This window comes from Calidithermus chliarophilus DSM 9957 (genome assembly GCF_000430045.1).
Classification (GTDB): domain Bacteria; phylum Deinococcota; class Deinococci; order Deinococcales; family Thermaceae; genus Calidithermus; species Calidithermus chliarophilus.
The window spans coordinates 32,047-48,051 of sequence record NZ_KE387029.1 but is presented as its reverse complement, the minus strand read 5'-3'; the positions used below and the strand labels follow the sequence as shown (position 1 = coordinate 48,051).

Sequence of the window (16,005 nt, the reverse complement as noted above, 5' to 3'; positions counted from 1 at the left end):
GGGGGCGGGCTAAGGGCTAGGGGAGCTGGGTGTAGGGGGGCGCGCCGGTGGGGGAGTAGCGAACCACCGGCACCATCCCCGCCGCCCGCAGGCGCAGCACCACCTCCCGCGCCCGCTGCGCGTCGGCGGCGTCGCCCGTCACGTCCACCACGAAGACCCCGAAGGGGTTAGGGAAGGGGCCGAACACGGTGCCCGAGCCATAGGTCTCGCTGCCGTCGTAGAGGAGGCTGCCGTCGTAGTAGCGGATGGACTCCTCGTAGGGGGCCGGGGCGGACAAGTCCCAGACGTTGGCCTCGAGCCCGTAGCCCTGGAGCAGGGCGTTCTCGAGGGCCTGGGGGGTCGAGCGCGGGTTCTGCACCTCGGCCAGGATGCGGCTGCGCAGCGCGGCGTCGCCCTCGCCAAACTCCCGGTGCAGCCCGTAGAGGCTGGCGTGCAGGTCGAGCCACTGCCCGGTGGCGCGCGAGAGGTAGGTCATGGCGAGGGCGTGCTCCGGGCGGGTGTTTTGCAGCGCGGCCCACAGGGTTTGCAGCAGCGGGGCGTTGGCCCCGTCGCGGGCGAACCAGCCGGGGAGCTTGAAGGCTTCGCTCCCCGCCCCCCCGCCCCCGTCGAGGGGGCTGGCGGCGGGGATGTAGGCGGTGATCACCAGATGGTCAGCCATTGGACACCTCGATGTGGGCCTGCACCACGCCCAGGCCCCGCGGGGCCTTGAACCTCAGGGTATGGCTGGCCGAGGGGACGAGCGAGGCCACCACGTAGGTCACGGGCAGCTCGCTCTGGCTGAGCCAGCCGTAGACCTTGGCGGGCTTGGACAGCGTGACCTGCACGGTGTACTCCTGCTTGATGGGGTCGTAGGAGTCCACGTAAGCCACGGGGCTCGAGCCCGCGTACCCCTGGCGCAGCGCCTCGATGAACTCCGGCTCCTTGGCCGCGTAGTAGCTGGCCTGCTGCTGGGCGGCGTCGAAGGTGAAGCCGTACTCCACGGCCAGGGGGTACATCCGGTCGCGGTAGACGTAGATCACCCCGCCCTCGTAGACGCGGCTGTAGTAGTCGCCCTCCAGCGCGGCCAGGGCCAGCGCCTTGGCGTCGCGGTAGGCGTCGCGGGGGGTGTAGCTGGCGTCGCGCACGGCGGGGTAGTTGGTGAGGGAGTGGAAGAAGGTCGATCCCGCCGACAGGTCGTAGAGCTTCTGGAGCTCGGCCACGATGCCGTAGGAGTACACGGCGGTGAACATGGCGTCCTTGAGGGCGGCGAGCTGGCTCGAGGTCAGCCCCGCGGTGGAGGCGGTGAACTTGAAGAGGGTGCGGGCCGCGTCGTAAACGTCCAGGTAGGCCGCCCGCTTCTCCTCCTCCACCGCCAGGCTCACCGCGGGGTCGCGCTGGGCCTGGAGGTAGGCCACGTACTCGAGGTCGCCCCGCCCGGCGCTGTTGGCGTGGTCGTAGGCGTAGCCGTACTGGAGGCGGAACTTCTCCAGGAAGTGCTTCAGCCCCTCCGCCTGCCCGCCCGCCTGGAGCTCGGCCCGGAAGTCGTCCCGCAGGTCGGCGTACTGCTGCCGCGAGGCCCCGGAGGTCAGGGGGTCGAGGGTGGTGGTGCGGCTGCGGAAGTCGAAGCCCGCGGCCAGCCCCTCGTCGTAGACGAGCTGCGCCGAGCGGATGTAGCCGCTGGAGTAGGCGAAGCGGATGAGGTTGGCGGCCTGGCCCGCGTTCTTGGGCGTGGCGAGGGGCCAGTTGGCGTAGCCCTCGGGGATGCCCAGCGCCGGGAGCTCGGCGTTGGCCGCGGTCCAGACCTCGGCGTAGGCGGTGTTGTAGCCCGAGGCGCTGGCGTCGGACTGGATTTGCCCCACGAAGGCGGCCTTGAGCCCGTCGAGGTAGGCCCCGTCCTGGCTGGACGTGTCGTAGGCGAAGGCGGGGTAGGCCGCGTACACGCTGTGGTAGGCGCTCACGCCCCCCAGTTGCTTCACGGCGGTCACGTAGGGCGCGGCCAGCCCCGTGTAGTAGGCGGGGTCTTGGCTCGAGCCGTTGTAGGCGGGGGCCCCTGCCGCCACGAGCTGGTTCAGGAAGACCTTCGAGGCGTCGATGGAGTTCTTCTTGGCGATGGTGTCCCGGAAGGATTGGCGGGTGGCGGGGGTGTCCCAGTCCGGCCCGGCCAGCACCCCCTCGCTGTCGAAGCCGTCGGGGTCGCCCAGGGGGTAGATGGCCTGGGCGAAGGCCCGCCTGCCGTCGCTCACCCCCTGGTCGTAGGTGCCCGCTAGGGTGGCCTCGGCGCTGGCGGCGTAGGCGGCGAGGGCCGAGACGGGGACATCCCCGTCGTAGTCGCGGTAGTACTTCTGCGACCCGACCCGCACGATCACCCGGTAGGTTCCGCTCTGGCGGGGGAAGTCGAGGGTGCGCTCCTTGCCCCCGCCGTCCTCGTCGTCGGCGGCGGTGAGGAGCGCCCCCTCCACCCCGTTGTTGAGCCGCTTGACGATGAGGGTGGGCGAGGCGGGCTTGTCCAGGCTGAGGCTGGCGCGGGAGGTGTCGGGGTCGAGGGGGGCCACCGAGAAGGCCAGGACCGCGGGCTCGAGGCTCTGCGTCAGCGCGGCCCGGACGGAGATGGTCTTGGCGACCTTCTTGGAGGCCAGGTAGCCGGGGGTGGCGGCGCGGGCGGCGAGGTCGGAGAGCACCGCGGCGCGGTGGGCGGCCAGGCCCGGCACCGCGCCCGCGGGGTAGGCCACGTGCTTGAAGGCCAGGGAGTAGTCGGCACCGAAGTCGTCGCGCAGCGCGCCGGGGGTCGCGCTCGAGCGCCAGTGGCGGCCCCGCACCGTGGCGCGGGCGGCGGCGTGCAGCGAGCACTGGCGCAGGGCGTCGCGCTCGCTCGAGGTGGGCAGGGGGCTGCGGTAGGGCACGGCTTCACCCCTCCTAGCGGCTGTGGAAGGCGGTCGAGCGGTGGTTGCCGTAGTTGTGGGTCGCGACCACCGCGTCGAAGCTGCCGTCGCCGTTGGCGTACTTCTGGCCCGCCGCCAGCGCGGTGCCCGTCCTCAGGCGGATGTTGAGGAGCCGGGGGCTGCTCTGGCGGTAGGGGCGGTCGGCGTAGGCGTCGAAGGTCTGGGGGGCGGGGCCGGAGCCGGGGCCGAACTCGAACTCCAGCGCCCCGGGCTGGGGCCAGGCGTCGCCCCAGTACCTTCGGAAGGAGCCGAAATAGCCCGGCAGCGGGCTGAGCTGCCAGCGGGTGTAGGGGGTCTCGAGCTGGTTGACGGTCAGCTCGAGGCCGAAGGGGAACACCACCCCCAGCCCCACCCGGCCGGTGTAGTCGTTGCCCGCCGGGGCCGTGGGCAGCGGCTCGAAGTCCTCCGCCCGGTAGCCGCCGTCGAGGGCGCTCCCGGTGAGCAGGGCGAAGCCCTCGGCGTACGCGCCCGCGGCCTGGGAGGGGGTGTCGCAGCCCAGGAAGTCCAGCGAGAGCGCGGCGTTGTCCTGGCAGAGCAGGTTGCCGCCCCAGGGGGTGAGGTCGTCGGCGGTGACGTTGAGCTGGGTGGCCCCCGGCGTCCAGGTGCCGTCGGTGGCCGGGTCGCGGCAGACGACCTGCCCCAGGTGGCGCACCTCCCGCCCCGGGGTCAGGTAGCTGTGGGGGCCGCGGGCCGCCCGGGTGGGCAGGTTGGGGGGCAGGGTGAGCAGGTAGTAGCCCGGGGCCAGGGCGAGGTTGAGGCCCCCCGCCTCCGCCACGCCGCTCGCGGTGGTCAGGCTGATGGCCGCCACGGTGGACTGGTAGGTGAGCTTCTTGCCGCTGGCGCTGTCCTGTACGGCCACCGCGTAGAGCTTGGCGACGTACGTCCCGCTGGGGAACCACAGCTCCCCGAAGCGCACCCGGTCGAGGGTCCGGGGGGCGCTGCCCCGCACCTGGAAGAGGTAGCCCGTCCGGGGCACGGCGTGGGCCCCCGAGTTGTCGTAGAGCGCGTCCTGGACCACGCGGCTGAAGCGGACCACGCTCTCGGGCACGGTGACGGCGCTGGCGGGCAGGTAGCTCGTGCGCTCGGCCTGGCTGGTGACGATCTGGTAGTCGCTGCGCCCGCTCTGGCTCGAGCGCAGGAAGAAGCCCTTGAAGTCGGAGTTGGAGGCCAGGTAGACGTTGAGGGTGGAGCCGAAGGAGTAGTTCTTCACCACCGCGCACACGGCGGCCAGGGCCAGCACCCCGGCGTTGGCGCTGGCGGCGGAGAGCTGTTCGTCGCGGAAGGCGTTCCACAGGGCGTAGAAGTGGCGGCGGGCCTGGGTGGACCCGGCGTCGCTGGCGGCGTTGGCGTCGTCGTGGACCTCCGGGGGGCACAGCAGCACCCGCGGCTTGTAGGGGTTTTTGACGGGCAGGGGGAACATCGCCCCGTGGGCCGCGCCCGACGCCTGGGCGAAGGCGAACTCGCACAGCCCGGAGTCCTGACTAGGAGACTGCACCCCGAAGCGGTTGGGCGTGACCTCGTACTCGATGGCGTCGATGCGCACGTGGGCGTTGACCGCCCCGATGGAGCAGTAGGTCCACGCCTCGGCCACCCCCGCGATGGCCCCGCCCGCCCCGTGGCTCCACAGCGTGGTGTACTGCTGGCCCACGGCGTAGTTGGCCCCCCAGCCCGCGTCCTTCAGGCTGGCGCTGCGGTTGTTGTTCGACACGTTGGCGGTGTTGCCCGTGTACACCGCCTCGCGCACGTCGAGCTTGAGGTCGGAGAAGGGGCCGGACGCGCCGTTGTCCGGCCGCTTGACCACGGTGAACCTGAGCCGGAAGCGCTTGAGGCCGGGCACCCAGAACAAAAGCCGCCAGCGGCGGTTGTGGTCGAGGAGGGGGTGGCAGAGGTTCTTGCCGTGGAAGTTATCCACCCACTCCACCATGCCCTGGGCGGTGAAGGTGCCGTCGCCGTTGTCGGCCCAGTTGGACCCCTTGAAGGCGCTGATCGAGTTGGGGGCGCGGATCGCCCCGTCGGGGGTGAGGCGCACGGGGTTGGCGGCGGTGTCGGCCTCCATCTGGGCGGTGAAGCGGTAGCCGCCCTGGATGGACACCAGCCCGGTGCCCCAGCCCCGCGCGTCGAAGGCGGTCTTGTACAGGTCTGCGACCTGCTCGAGGGTGAAGGTCGGGTTGAGCGCTGCGGAATACTCGGCCATGTCTCGTCTCCTCTCCTCTCCCAGGCCCGGCTAGGGGCGGATCAACAGGTGGCAGTTGTAGGCGCTGTTGTTGTAGTGGGCGCTGCGCAGGGCGTAGTAGTAGCGGGTGCCGTCCTGGGCCAGCGGGCTGTCGCCCACCTGCCCGCTGGTCACGCCCTCGAGCCCCACGTAGAGGTTGGGGACGCGCCCGCGGTTGGACACCGCGCTCTCGTCGGCCCGCGCCACCCACAGGGGCACCGGGTAGTCGCGGGTGAAGCCCCGCGTCAACAGCACCAGCTCGTTGTAGCCCACCGGGCCCTGCCCCTCGCCCTGGCCCGCGCCCCAGTTCGAGGCCGCGCCGAAGCCCGGGCCGTAGGCCGCCCAGTAGTCCTGGAAGACCGGGCCGAAGCCCGCCACGACGAGGCCCACCCGGCTGTTGGGGAGGATCAGCCCCCAGCGGGGGTACACGCTGCCGTCGTCGGCGGGGTGGGGGCTGTCCACGAAGTCGCCCACCACCAGCGCGGTCTGGTAGCTCGCGCCCTGGTAGAAGTTGAGGCAGAAGCCCTGCTCGTTGCCCACCGCGTCGATGAACAGGTCTTGGCTCTTGTCGAGCGTGACGCTGTGCAGCCCCATCACGTGGGGCGCGTTGGCCGTGACCCAATTCGAGGTGGCGTCGCCCCCGTTGTAGAGCAGCCCGCGCAGATTGCCCAGGTAGCGGGCCTCGGCGGTCCGGGAGGGCTGGAAGCCGGGCCCCGCCATCACGCTGGCGAACTTGAGGCGGAACTGGTTGCCGCCCAGGTCGGTCATGCGGAAGGCCAGGAACTTCTCGTGGCCGGGCCCGCTGAGGGCGCTCGAGTCGGCCCAGACCATCCCGCCCTGCGGCTTGTGGCGCAGCCACACCCCGCGCAGCTCCCCCGCCAGGCGGTACGTGCCGCTGGTGCCGTAGCGGAAGATGCCGTACTGGAGCACCCCCAGCGGGGGGTTGCGCTGGAGGTGGCTCCACTCCCACATCGGGGTGTACTGGTTCCAGTTGTCGCCCCGGCTGTTGCGCCGCGTGGCGGCCTCGGCGGTGGTGGGGTCGGCCCCGTAGAACCACTGGCTGCGGGGGAGGGTGCCCCCGCTGAGCGCCCAGTCGGGGCACACGTCCACCCGCAGCACCGCCGCCGAGCCGGGGTAGGTCACGGCCAGCATCGCCTGGTCGTCCTGGGCGAAGTCGAGGGTGTGGTCGATGGCCTGGGGCGCGGGGAGGGGGTGGTAGGTCCAGTAGCGCGGGGGGGACCAGGGGGTGGCCGCGGGGCCCTCCTCGAGCTGGGGGTAGGCCAGGCGCAGGGGCAGGCTGCTGGGCCAGCTAGTCCAGCCGCCCCACATCACCCAGACGTATCCGTTGGCGCCGGTGGTGAAGGTGGCGCTGATTCGGGTCCAGGCGTTCGGAGGGGCTAAAGTGTCGTCCACCAGGAGGTTGGCGCGGTTGGACGCCTGGGCCTCGGTGCCCCAGGTGCCGTCGCCAAACCCGGCGTCGGTCCCGGTCCCGACGCGGAAGCGGAAGGCGCCGGAGGCCAGCTTCTTCACGTAGAAGGAGAAGGTGTAGGTGGTGTTGGGCTTCAGGCGGAACTGCGCCTTGTAGCGCCCGTCGGCGCTGTTGGGCGTGAGGTCGATGCTGCCGCATCGATACCCGGCGGGCTGGCTCACCGCGGGCAGGTCCGCCGTCGCCCCGACGTTGCGGAAGACGAGGTTGCCCCGGTAGAAGTAGGCGGGCTTCCAGTTGTTCTCGTGCCCTTCGGTGTAGACGAAGCTGCCGGTGTAGTCGCGGGTGGCCCCGCCCCCGGTGGCGTCCGTCGCCAGCCACAGGCTGTGGTCGCCCCAGTCCAGCAGGTTGGGGCTGCCGTTGTCGAGGTCGGCCGCGGCGGGGAAAAAGCCCTTGTCGGAGGGGTCGCCGGGGGTGCCCAGCTTGGCCCCCACCACCGCCAGCAGCTCGCGCAGCCGGGCGGTGAACACCTCGGCGGGGTCGCCGTAGGCGTCGGTGGGGTGGGCCTTCCAGGGGGCGGAGATGTACTTGGAGGCTTGCGGCATGGCTACCTCACACCCGGCTCAGGTCTAGCGTCCCCAGCACGATGCGCTGGGTGGGCCCGGCCAGCACGTCGTCCACGGGCTGGGTGACGCTCACGTTGTCCACCAGCGGGTGGGCGGTCTTGATCGCCACCAGCAGGGCGTCCTTGTCGAACTTCTGGCCCACCCGCAGGCCGCGGAAGTAGGCGCGCACCGCTTCGCGGGCGGGCTCGAGGGCCTCGGGGGGCGCGGTGACGGCGCCGCTCACGTCCACCGCCTTGGCCCCCACCCGGCTCACCGTGACCCGCGTGCCCGCGGCCCGCACCTCAGCGATGGCGAGGCGTACCGCCTGCACCAGCGACTCGGGGGCGTTGCCGGTGCCGTCGTCCACGAACACCTCCACGTCGCCGGGGAGCATGGTGGGCACCTTGAGCGCGTCGAGCACCAGCACCTCCTTGGCCCGCTCGCCGTTGGGCCCGGCGGCGGCGAGGGCGGCGGCCTCGAGCGCGGCGGGGGTGGCGCGGTGGATGAGGGCGATGTAGCGGGCGAAGCGGGCCTTCTGGTCCTCCAGGCTCTCCTGGTCGCGCCCGCCGGTGGCGGGCAGCAGGTTGGTGATCCGCTGCAAGCCCGGCAGCGCCCCGCGGGGCACCACGATGGCCCCCGCGGGGCAGTTGCCCGCCTCGCCGGGGATCACCGCGGCTACCGGCACCGTGGCCTCGGCAAACCCCGCGCCGATCTGGGCCTCGGCGGTGGTGGCGTACTCGGTGCCGTCCACCCGGGCCACCCGGAAGCCCTGGGGGATCACCAGGGGCGTGGGCAGGGGCGCGGCGCGGTAGAAGGTCACCTGGGCCTGGGCGCTGCGGGCGCCCTCGGGCTCGAAGCCGAACGCCTCGAACACCGCCTGGGGGATGGCCGCGCGCGCGGCTTGGTCGAACCTCCATGTCAAGTCCTCCACCTCGAAGCCCACCGCCTCGAACAGCGTTCGCAACACGCTACCGGGCTCGGAGTCGGGCTGGATGCCCGACAGACCCCAGAACAGGGCCAGCATCTCCCAGGTGGCCTCGTCGAGGGTCTTGAAGGTATACGGTGCGCTCATGCTACTCAGTGTCGCGGTTGCCAGGGGTCAGAGGGATGACCTCGGCGCGGATGTGCGCGGCCGAGTCGGCAAACTCCACCGCCGCGGAGCTGGCGGCTATCCGGCGGTCCTGGTTGAGCACCCGCTGGGCCTCGAGGCGGACCAGCGCGGCCTCATCGCCCCCGCCCACCCGGCCCAGGTACTGCTTGAGGGCGTGGCCGTAGCCGGGGTGGGCGGGCAGGTTGCCCTGGGGGGTGTTGAGCCGGTGGGTGAGGGCCTGCTTGAGGTTGTCCAGGCCCGAGACCATGCTCAGGCTGCCGCCGATCCACACCAGATGGCCCCCCTGCATCGCCAGGTCGGTGCCGTAGGTCTGGGCCTCGAGGTCGGCCCCGACCCGGCGGCGGGGGCTGGGCAGGGCGTCGGAAGGGTAGTAGAGGGTGTCCCCCGGCCCCAGCACCCGCCTGCCCTCGGCCCGCCAGGGGGCGGGGTCGTCCACGACGTAGGGGTGGTCGAGCCCGTTGAGCTCGGCCAGCTCCCGCCAGCGGCGGAAGTCGCCCAGAAGGGCCTGGGCCAGGCGGTGGATGCTGTCGCCCTGCTGTACCTCCAAGCTCGCGTAGTTCATGCCAACCTCGCCATCGCTTCCGCGGCCCACGCCAGCGACAGGCGCGCGCGGGAGTAGTTGCGCAGCTCCAGCTTGCCCCCCGGCCCCGCCTCCAGCACCACGCCCAGCGCGAAGGAGGCGGCCACCTCCCGCATCCAGCGCACCGCGGGGTCGCCGGGGTTGGAGGCGGCCAGGGCCAGGGTGTGCTCGAGCATCGCGCTGAGGGAGGCCGACAGGGAGAGCTGCCCGTTGCTCATCGCCACGCTCACCGCGGCCTGCAAGCCGCCCGCGATGTCGCCCAGGGGCAGGTTGACCGAGCCGGTGAGCGAGAGGGCCACCTCGAGCGCGGCCATGTAGTCGAGCCGGTGGGAGAGGGTGGGCTTGCCGTCCGGCCCGATCTCGAGCTGCACGCTGAGGGCGGCGGCGAAGCGGGTGAGCAGGTTGGCGGTGGCGCCCAGGGCGGCCTGGGCCGCCGGGCCCGCCGCCCCGCCCACCACGTTGAGCTGGCCCGCGGCGTCGGCGGCGCGCACCTCGGCGCCCGCCAGCACCCGCAGCCCCTCCTCCTCCTCCACCCGGCGCAGGGCGCCGCGGGCCTGCGCCGTGCTGCCGCGGCCCTCCTCGGCGCGGGCGTGGAAGGCGTGTACGTCCTGGTAGGCGCTGGCGCTCATGCGCGGGCTCCTTCGACCGGGCAGTAGCGCACGACGGCCTGCCCGATCTCGGTCTGGCTGGCGGGCTCGAGGGCGGCCCTCACCCGGTCGGGGGCGAGCTGGGGCCGGTCGAAGGGGCGCACGGCGATGAGGCTGAAGCTCAGCCGGGAGCGGGTGGGCTCGTTGGCGGTCGAGCGTAGGGTGGGCTCTTCGGCGGGCACCACGATCCAGTGCCGGTTGTGGTAGGTGTCGTGGAAGGACATCTCGATGAGGGGCTGGCGGGCCTTGGCCTGCTCGAGGCGGCGCTTGAAGTAGTAGCCCACGAAGCGCTTGAGGTCGTTGGCGAGCTCCATCGCGCTCACCGTCTGGCCCCCGACGTTCTTGGGGCGGTTGCCGAAGGTGACCTCCAGCCGGAATCGGGGGCTGGACAGGCCCATCGTGTCGGGGATCACCCCGTCCGCCACCTCCAGCAGCTGCACCCGCGCGCCCCGCTCCTCCACGTAGCTCTGCGCGCCGATGGGGAAGGCCCACCGCCCGTCGGCCCCGACGCGGCTGACCACCTGGGCGCGGTTGGGGCTGTGCAGCCTGCCCCCGGAGGGCTCGAGCAGTTGCAGGTAGATGCGGCTCATGCCCCCAGCCTGAGCCCGGCCAGGGGTCAGCCCACCGTCACCTTGGCGCTGCCCTCCACGATCACCCCCTCGGCCACGATGGGCGCGGGGTTGGTGCCGGGGCCTGCGGGGGTGTTCACCAGCACCGCGCCCGCGGGGATGGTCACGCTCACCCGGTCGCCCACCCGGGCCGCCCCCATCGGCCCCCCGGCGATTTGCACGGTGCCGGGGCCGGGGTCGATGACCACGCGGGGGGCGGGGTTCTCCTCCAGCCGGATGGAGGCGCCCCCGGCGGCCTCGAGGACCAGGGCGCTCCGGGCGCGGGCGGGGTCGTGGGGGGTCGTGACCTGGCCGGTCGCGGGGTCGCGGCCCTGCTCGGTGTCGTCGAACAGCCGTAGGGAGTGGCCCGCGGGGGTGGAGAGGAACAGCGAGCCGTCGGCTGACAGCCGCACCTCGGCGCCCGAGGCGTGGCTCAGCACGACGTCCACCGGGGGCTGGGGGTGGGGGGAGTAGGGCTGGCGCTCGGTGGCCCAGCCCTCCCCGCTCTTGCGCCGGGCCTTGCGGGCCGAGCGGCGCGCGCGGTAGGTGGGGTTGCTCGGCTGCCCGTCCTTGCGGGGGGTGATCTTGAGCAGCGTGCCGTCGGGCCAGGCGTGCTCCTCCATCCCGTCGCCGTGGTAGATGGCGTAGCGGTCGGAGGGGAAGTGGTGCAGCTCGGCGGCCTCGTCGAGGGCCCACAGCTCCTCGGGGATCAGGTTGCGGGTGATGGAGTCGAGGCTGCCCAGCCACACCCCGCTGGCCCCGTCGTTGGCGAAGAAGGCCACCAGGCCCCAGTCGCCCTCCTGGGGCAGCCGGTAGACCCCGGCGGCGGGCTGGGCCCGCTCGCGCAGCACCCGCACCCGGAACATGGGCGCCTCGTCGGTGCCGCCCTGGGTGGAGTAGTCCCCCAGCTTCACGCTGAGGGTGCCCGCGTAGGGCGGGGGCGAGTCGGGCCGGGTGGTGGCCGGGGCGCTGGGGTGGACGCTGATGACCTGGGCCAGGTGGATGCCGCGGAGTCCTTTCATGGCTGCTCTCCCGCCCCCGTGGGGCGCTTGGCGGGCCCGCCGTCGCGCGCGCGCACCTGGGCCTCGGGCAAGTCCTTGTCGCCCAGGGGGTTGTACTCGCTGAGCCCGAAGGTGAAAAAGCCGATGTCCCTGGTGTAGATGGCCTCCCCCGTGCAGCGGTCGAGCTGGACGGTGGTGCTGCGCTTGCCCTGGGGTCCGGGGCTCCAGGTGTGGGTGACGGAGGTGATGTAGCCCTGGAAGATCGCGGTGTCGTCCCCCACGTAGTGGCGGTACTTCGCGCGGTGCCCCGGTTGCAGCCACGGGGCCAGGCGCAGCTCGAGGGTGGCGCCCGAGTATTCCTCCAGGCGGTTGTGCTGCGCGGCTACGCGCCAGTTGAGCGCCCGGAAGAACTCGGTGATCCCCTCCCCCCGCGCGTCCTGGCCCCACAGCCCGGTCTGCCAGGAGAGGGGCCGGTAGCCGTAGCGCTCCCACTTGGGGACGTTGACCACCACGGGGATGTACGCCTTTTGCAGCGTGGTGTCGAGGGCGAAGGTGGCGGGGGTGAGGAAGAAGGCGTTGCGCACGCTGGCTACGTCCCAGTCGGCGCTGTGGTCGGTGCCCGCCTCGAGGTGCTCGGGGGTGAGGTCGTGCAGGGGCAGCCGCGGCCACTCGCCCAGGGTGGGCTTGCCGTCGGGGGTGGCGTAGGGGAAGGGGGCGGGGCGGTGGATCACCGCGGCCACCGCCCGGTCCGGCCCGAAGGCGGCGAGCCGGGCGGGGTCGGGCTTGACCCCCTCCAGCCGCTCGAACTCCGCCAGCGGCAGGGTGAGGCTGTACAGCTCGTGCAGGGGCTTCTCGGCGTAGGCGTCGAGGAAGCCCCACAGGGCCCCCTCGAAGTTGGCCCAGCGCAGGTAGTATTGCCCCACCCCCTCCAGGCTCCTGAAGCAGTAGGCCAGCAGGCGGCGCACGTCCCCCTGGGGGCGGCGGATTTTGAGCACGTCGAAGGCCACCTGCTCCATGAACGCGGCCAGGGCCTGGTCGAGGCGCTTCATGGCGAGGGACTCGAGCCGGGCCTCGCCCGCGGTCTTGAAGACCCTCGCCAGGTTGGTCGCCACCCAGTAGTTCACGCTGTCGGCGGCCAAGAACCCGGCCAGCCCCACCCCGCTGACGCTGGCGACGCGGGTCAGGCCGCGCTCGGTGAGGGCCTGCTGCTGGCCGATCTTCTGGATCACCCCGACCATCGTGGTGCGGTAGGCGTAGCTCAGGCCGTCCTGGGTGTGGGTGAAGCCCGCCTCGAGCAGGTCTCCGATGCGGAAGGTCTCGATCACCGGGGCGCCGTCGAGGGCCAGGGGCAGGGCGAGGGAGAAGCTGGGGAAGCCCTCGAGCGACTCGCGCTGGGTGTACTGGATCACGCGGTCGGAGAGGTCGAGGGTCGTGTTGTCCGCCCGGTGGACCTTCAGGCTGAGCAAGGACATGACGGCGCGGCTCACGGGCCTCAGTGTGGCGGGCCGGGGGGGTCAGACGCCCCGGCCCCTCCCCATCTGCTAAGGTGGGGCCATGCGCTACCTGCTACCGCTCCTATTCCTCGGCCTGACGCTCGCACTCCCGGCCTGCCGCGACGAGGCGCTGCCGGTGGCGCCGCTGCCCGAGGGCTACGACTTCAAGGAGTGGCCCTTCTTCATGAAGGGCCAGGCCGAAATCAACGAGGCGCACACCCGCGCGGGGGTGCCCCTGGGCTTCAAGGGCCCCCGGAACATGCGCTGCGTGACCTACGGGGTGCTCAACCCCCAATACTTCGACGGCAATCGCTCGCTCGAGATTGAGGAGCGGCTGGTGACGGCGCTGGCCGACAGCGGCTACACCCCCTACTACCTCCAGGGCCAGCGGCTGGAGCTCTACCTCGACAGCGGCCTCGCCACCGCCTACAGCCTGCGGCTGTTCGTGGGGCCCAAGAACGACCCCGCCAAGGGGTTGGCGGGGGTGGCGATGGGGCTGTACATGCCCTGGGTCTGCGTGGGCTACTACCCCCCGGCCTAGCCGGGGGTCGCGGGGCGGTCACTTGCGGCGGTTGCCCTCGTTGTAGGGGTTGACGATCTCGGTGGCGAACTGGCGCAGGGCCCCGCTCAGCAGCTCCTCCAGCCGCGGCGCGGCGGGGTGGCCGCCGCCGACCTCCACCCGGCCCTGCCCGGTGAAGACCACCTCGAGCCTGCCCGAGCCCCCGCCCGAGCCCAGGGAGGGGTCGGCGCCCGAGTTGAGGGCCTCGAGCAGGGGCCGGTGGCGGCGGGTGACGGCCTCGTTGACCACGAACTCCCCCTTATGCACGATCCCCGCGGGGTCCAGCGGGTGGCCCTCGCCGGTGAAGCCCCCGGCGTTGAAGCCCTTGAAGCCCAGCTCCTGCACCCACCGCTGCACCTGATCCTCCTTGGCCGGGTCCACCCGCCCCCCGCCCGGCAGGGCGACGGGCTCGACGTGGATGTGGAAGCCCGAGCCCACGAACCCCTCCCGGCCCATGTAGGCCCCGGCCTCGACCTGCTGGTTCAGGCGGTACTGGTTGGGGTCGGCGCGCAGGTGGCGCAGCCAGAAGGTGGCCCCGTTGGGGGCGCGCAGCAGAAGGTCCACGTTGTGCTTGCCCTGGGCGTCGCTGTACGCCCGGATGTCCTTGACGGTGAGCCGGGCGCCGAAGTAGTTGTACACCTCGCTCGAGTCGCCCTGCCTGCCGATGCGGTAGTCCAGCCCCTCGTGGCCGTCGCCGTCCCGGTCGTAGCGGGCCGCCAGCGCGGGGTCGGCGTAGGGCTCGCCGGGGCGGGCGGTGATGTAGGTGCCCCCGAGCTGGGCGCCCAGGCCCCCCACCACCGGCACCCGGCTGACCAAGGCGTGCTCCGGGTCCGGGGCGGGCAGGGGTAGGCCGGGGTTGACCCGGATGCCCGGCGCGCCGGTCGCGCCCGGCTGGGGCAGTTGGGGCTGGAAGAGCGGGGGCCGGTAGGCGCTGCCGCCCGGCCCGAAGCCGGAGAAGTAGCCCAGGGAGCCGCTGGAGAGCAGCTTGTCGATCTCGAGCCGCAGCTTGCGGAACTCCTCGGTCAGGCCCACGAGCTGGCTGTTGGCGTCGCGGATGGCGGTGAGGCGGCGGCGCTCCTCCTCGAGCACCTGCTTGCGCAGCAGGTCGTCGGCAAAGTCCCCCTCCGGGCCCAGGGGCTTGGTGTCCTGGGGCCGGGCCTGCATGAACTTCTGGAGCTGCTGGGGGGTGGCCGACTGCAAGAACTCCCCGATCCCGCCGAACTGGGCGGTGATCTCGAGGGACTGCTGGCGCGAGAGCCCCAGGAACTGCTCGCCCAGCATGAGCTGGAGGTCGGGGGGCAGCCGCATGGCCTCGATCCCCGCCCCCACCCGGCGCATCACCGCGGGGTTGAGGGCCTTGATCTTCTCCTGGGCGACGCGGGCGCGCATGAGGGGGGAGAGCTGGGCGAAGGTCTTGGCCTCCTCCCCCGACAGCCCCAGCGCCTCGGGGGTCAGGCCGCCGTCGCCCATCAGGCTTTGCAGCACCACGATGTCCAGGCCCTCGCTGCCGGGGGCGGCCAGGCCCTGGGCGATGTTTTGCAGCGCGGCGGCCCCGGCCTGGCCCTTGAGCGCGCGGCTGCCGGACTGGTTGAGGTTCTCGAGGTAGGCCGCCAGCAGCGCGGTGGATTGCAGCCCGGTGGTCACGCCCTGGCTGGCGCTGCCCTCGAAGAAGCGCTGCATGACGCTGAAGGTCTCGCTCGAGGCCACCCCCTCCTTGGTGCCCTCGCGCACCGCGGCGAAGATCACCCGGCTCAGGGCCTCGATCTGCCCGGCCTGGCCCGCCCCCGCGCGCACCCCGCCGGAGAGCAGGTTGGCGATTTGGCCCTCGTCGGCGCCCAGGTACTTCGCCAGCCGCAGCCCCGCGATGGCGTCCGCGGCCAGGCCGGTCGCGTCCTGGGGGATGCCGTAGCGCGCGGCGAAGAGCCCGGCCTGGGGCGCGGTGAGCCCTAAAGCGGTGATCTCGGAGCGGGTTTGCAGGGCGTTGGTGGCGGGGTCGTCGTCGGCGCCCCCCAGGAAGGCTTGCCAGGTGCCCCGCTCGTTGCCCGTGGCGCGGGAGAGGTCGCGGAAGGCCAGGGCCTCGTTGCGCGCGCCGTCGGCGTTGGCGTCGGCGCGGGTCGCCATCCAGCTCACCAGGCCCGCGCCCGCGGCGGCGCCCAGCACCCCGGGGCCCAGGTACTTCCCGAAACGCCCCAACAGGTTGCCGAGCTCCCCCAGCCCGCCCAGGCCGCGCCCGCCGAAGTAGTCCGTCAGCTCCCTGAGCCACTTGGGGGCCTCGTCGGAGGGCTTGTCCTCGGGCGGCTTGGGCTGGGGGCTGGCGGGCCCGTCGCCGCCCCCTCCCCCTCCCCCCTGGCCGCGCTTGGCCTCCTCGCGCTGGCGCTCGAGCACCTCGCGCAGCAGGTCCACGCTGGCGCCCAGCTTGCCGAGCTGTTCCACCGCGGCGTCGGCGTCGCGCTCGTGGCGCTGGGCCTTCTGCTCGCGCCCCGCGCTGCGGGCGGCCTCGGCCTCGGAGCTGTGGCGGCGGAAGCGGGCGTACCACTTCATCTGCTCGCGGTCGGAGGGGTCGATGCCGAGGGTGGCGGGGTCGGCCAGGTCGGGGGCGGGCGGGCCGTAGACCTCGATCCCCGGGATGCTGAACGACTCGCCCCGGCGCGCCTTGAGGATTTGGCTCATCCACTCGTTGAGCCGGTCGCTGCTCAAAAAGCCCTGCCCGTGGGCCTGCATCAGCGCCTTGGTCGCCGCGTCGAGGTCGCCGCCCTGGAAGTGGTAGTGGGCGGCCTCGAGGGGGGTGGCGAAGGTGGGCGCGGGGGCCGGTGCGGGGGTCGGGCCGGGGGCCGGGGTGGGGGCC

The 16,005-nt window shown here is 72.7% G+C and carries 12 protein-coding genes; 1 reads left to right on the top strand and 11 read right to left on the bottom strand.

Features of this window, described 5'->3' with window-relative positions:
* Window positions 1-16 precede the first annotated feature (16 nt).
* The 10 genes from MEICH_RS0122475 to MEICH_RS26670 are packed head-to-tail and all read right to left on the bottom strand — an operon-like array spanning window position 17 to window position 12,595.
* Window positions 17-658 carry a hypothetical protein gene (locus MEICH_RS0122475; protein WP_157202990.1) on the bottom strand — a complete coding sequence of 214 codons (642 nt, stop codon included), beginning with the start codon at window positions 656-658 and terminating at the stop codon, window positions 17-19.
* A complete protein-coding gene (locus tag MEICH_RS0122470) occupies window positions 651-2,879 on the bottom strand; it encodes a hypothetical protein (protein ID WP_027894466.1) in 2,229 nt (742 codons plus the stop codon). Before MEICH_RS0122470 ends, MEICH_RS0122475 begins: the two co-directional genes overlap by 8 nt.
* A gap of 13 nt (window positions 2,880-2,892) precedes the next feature.
* Window positions 2,893-5,112 carry a hypothetical protein gene (locus tag MEICH_RS0122465; protein ID WP_027894465.1) on the bottom strand — a complete coding sequence of 740 codons (2,220 nt, stop codon included), beginning with the start codon at window positions 5,110-5,112 and terminating at the stop codon, window positions 2,893-2,895.
* A gap of 30 nt (window positions 5,113-5,142) precedes the next feature.
* Window positions 5,143-7,161: a phage head spike fiber domain-containing protein gene (locus MEICH_RS0122460; protein WP_027894464.1), complete on the bottom strand. Its 2,019-nt coding sequence runs from the start codon at window positions 7,159-7,161 to the stop codon at window positions 5,143-5,145.
* Window positions 7,162-7,168: 7 nt separating this feature from the next.
* A complete protein-coding gene (locus tag MEICH_RS0122455) occupies window positions 7,169-8,233 on the bottom strand; it encodes a baseplate J/gp47 family protein (protein WP_027894463.1) in 1,065 nt (354 codons plus the stop codon).
* 1 nt (window position 8,234) lies between these two features.
* Window positions 8,235-8,834, bottom strand: a complete 600-nt coding sequence (locus MEICH_RS0122450) for a GPW/gp25 family protein (protein ID WP_027894462.1) — start codon at window positions 8,832-8,834, stop codon at window positions 8,235-8,237.
* Window positions 8,831-9,481 carry a hypothetical protein gene (locus tag MEICH_RS0122445; protein ID WP_027894461.1) on the bottom strand — a complete coding sequence of 217 codons (651 nt, stop codon included), beginning with the start codon at window positions 9,479-9,481 and terminating at the stop codon, window positions 8,831-8,833. Before MEICH_RS0122445 ends, MEICH_RS0122450 begins: the two co-directional genes overlap by 4 nt.
* Complete coding sequence (locus tag MEICH_RS0122440; protein WP_027894460.1) at window positions 9,478-10,089, bottom strand: hypothetical protein; 612 nt, start codon at window positions 10,087-10,089, stop codon at window positions 9,478-9,480. The genes MEICH_RS0122445 and MEICH_RS0122440 overlap by 4 nt, the downstream gene beginning before the upstream one ends.
* A 26-nt stretch (window positions 10,090-10,115) precedes the next feature.
* On the bottom strand, window positions 10,116-11,129 hold the full coding sequence (locus tag MEICH_RS0122435) for a hypothetical protein (protein WP_027894459.1): 1,014 nt from the start codon (window positions 11,127-11,129) through the stop codon (window positions 10,116-10,118).
* Window positions 11,126-12,595: a hypothetical protein gene (locus tag MEICH_RS26670; RefSeq protein ID WP_036220131.1), complete on the bottom strand. Its 1,470-nt coding sequence runs from the start codon at window positions 12,593-12,595 to the stop codon at window positions 11,126-11,128. The genes MEICH_RS0122435 and MEICH_RS26670 overlap by 4 nt, the downstream gene beginning before the upstream one ends.
* Before the next feature lie 67 nt (window positions 12,596-12,662).
* On the opposite strand from MEICH_RS26670, the gene MEICH_RS0122425 reads away from it, so the two are divergent.
* Window positions 12,663-13,142, top strand: a complete 480-nt coding sequence (locus MEICH_RS0122425) for a hypothetical protein (RefSeq protein ID WP_027894458.1) — start codon at window positions 12,663-12,665, stop codon at window positions 13,140-13,142.
* A gap of 18 nt (window positions 13,143-13,160) precedes the next feature.
* Here MEICH_RS0122425 and MEICH_RS26665 read toward each other — a convergent pair.
* The coding region (locus MEICH_RS26665) for a hypothetical protein (protein ID WP_036220128.1) at window positions 13,161-16,005 on the bottom strand (2,845 nt) is incomplete at its 5' end.

Excerpts from the sequence above, each read along its gene's own strand:
- MEICH_RS0122475 (WP_157202990.1), bottom strand. The coding sequence starts at position 658 with ATGGCTGACCATCTGGTGATCACCGCCTACATCCCCGCCGCCAGCCCC.
- MEICH_RS0122465 (WP_027894465.1), bottom strand. The coding sequence starts at position 5,112 with ATGGCCGAGTATTCCGCAGCGCTCAACCCGACCTTCACCCTCGAGCAG.
- MEICH_RS0122460 (WP_027894464.1), bottom strand. The coding sequence starts at position 7,161 with ATGCCGCAAGCCTCCAAGTACATCTCCGCCCCCTGGAAGGCCCACCCC.
- MEICH_RS0122455 (WP_027894463.1), bottom strand. The coding sequence starts at position 8,233 with ATGAGCGCACCGTATACCTTCAAGACCCTCGACGAGGCCACCTGGGAG.
- MEICH_RS0122450 (WP_027894462.1), bottom strand. The coding sequence starts at position 8,834 with ATGAACTACGCGAGCTTGGAGGTACAGCAGGGCGACAGCATCCACCGC.
- MEICH_RS0122445 (WP_027894461.1), bottom strand. The coding sequence starts at position 9,481 with ATGAGCGCCAGCGCCTACCAGGACGTACACGCCTTCCACGCCCGCGCC.
- MEICH_RS0122440 (WP_027894460.1), bottom strand. The coding sequence starts at position 10,089 with ATGAGCCGCATCTACCTGCAACTGCTCGAGCCCTCCGGGGGCAGGCTG.
- MEICH_RS0122435 (WP_027894459.1), bottom strand. The coding sequence starts at position 11,129 with ATGAAAGGACTCCGCGGCATCCACCTGGCCCAGGTCATCAGCGTCCAC.
- MEICH_RS0122425 (WP_027894458.1), top strand. The coding sequence starts at position 12,663 with ATGCGCTACCTGCTACCGCTCCTATTCCTCGGCCTGACGCTCGCACTC.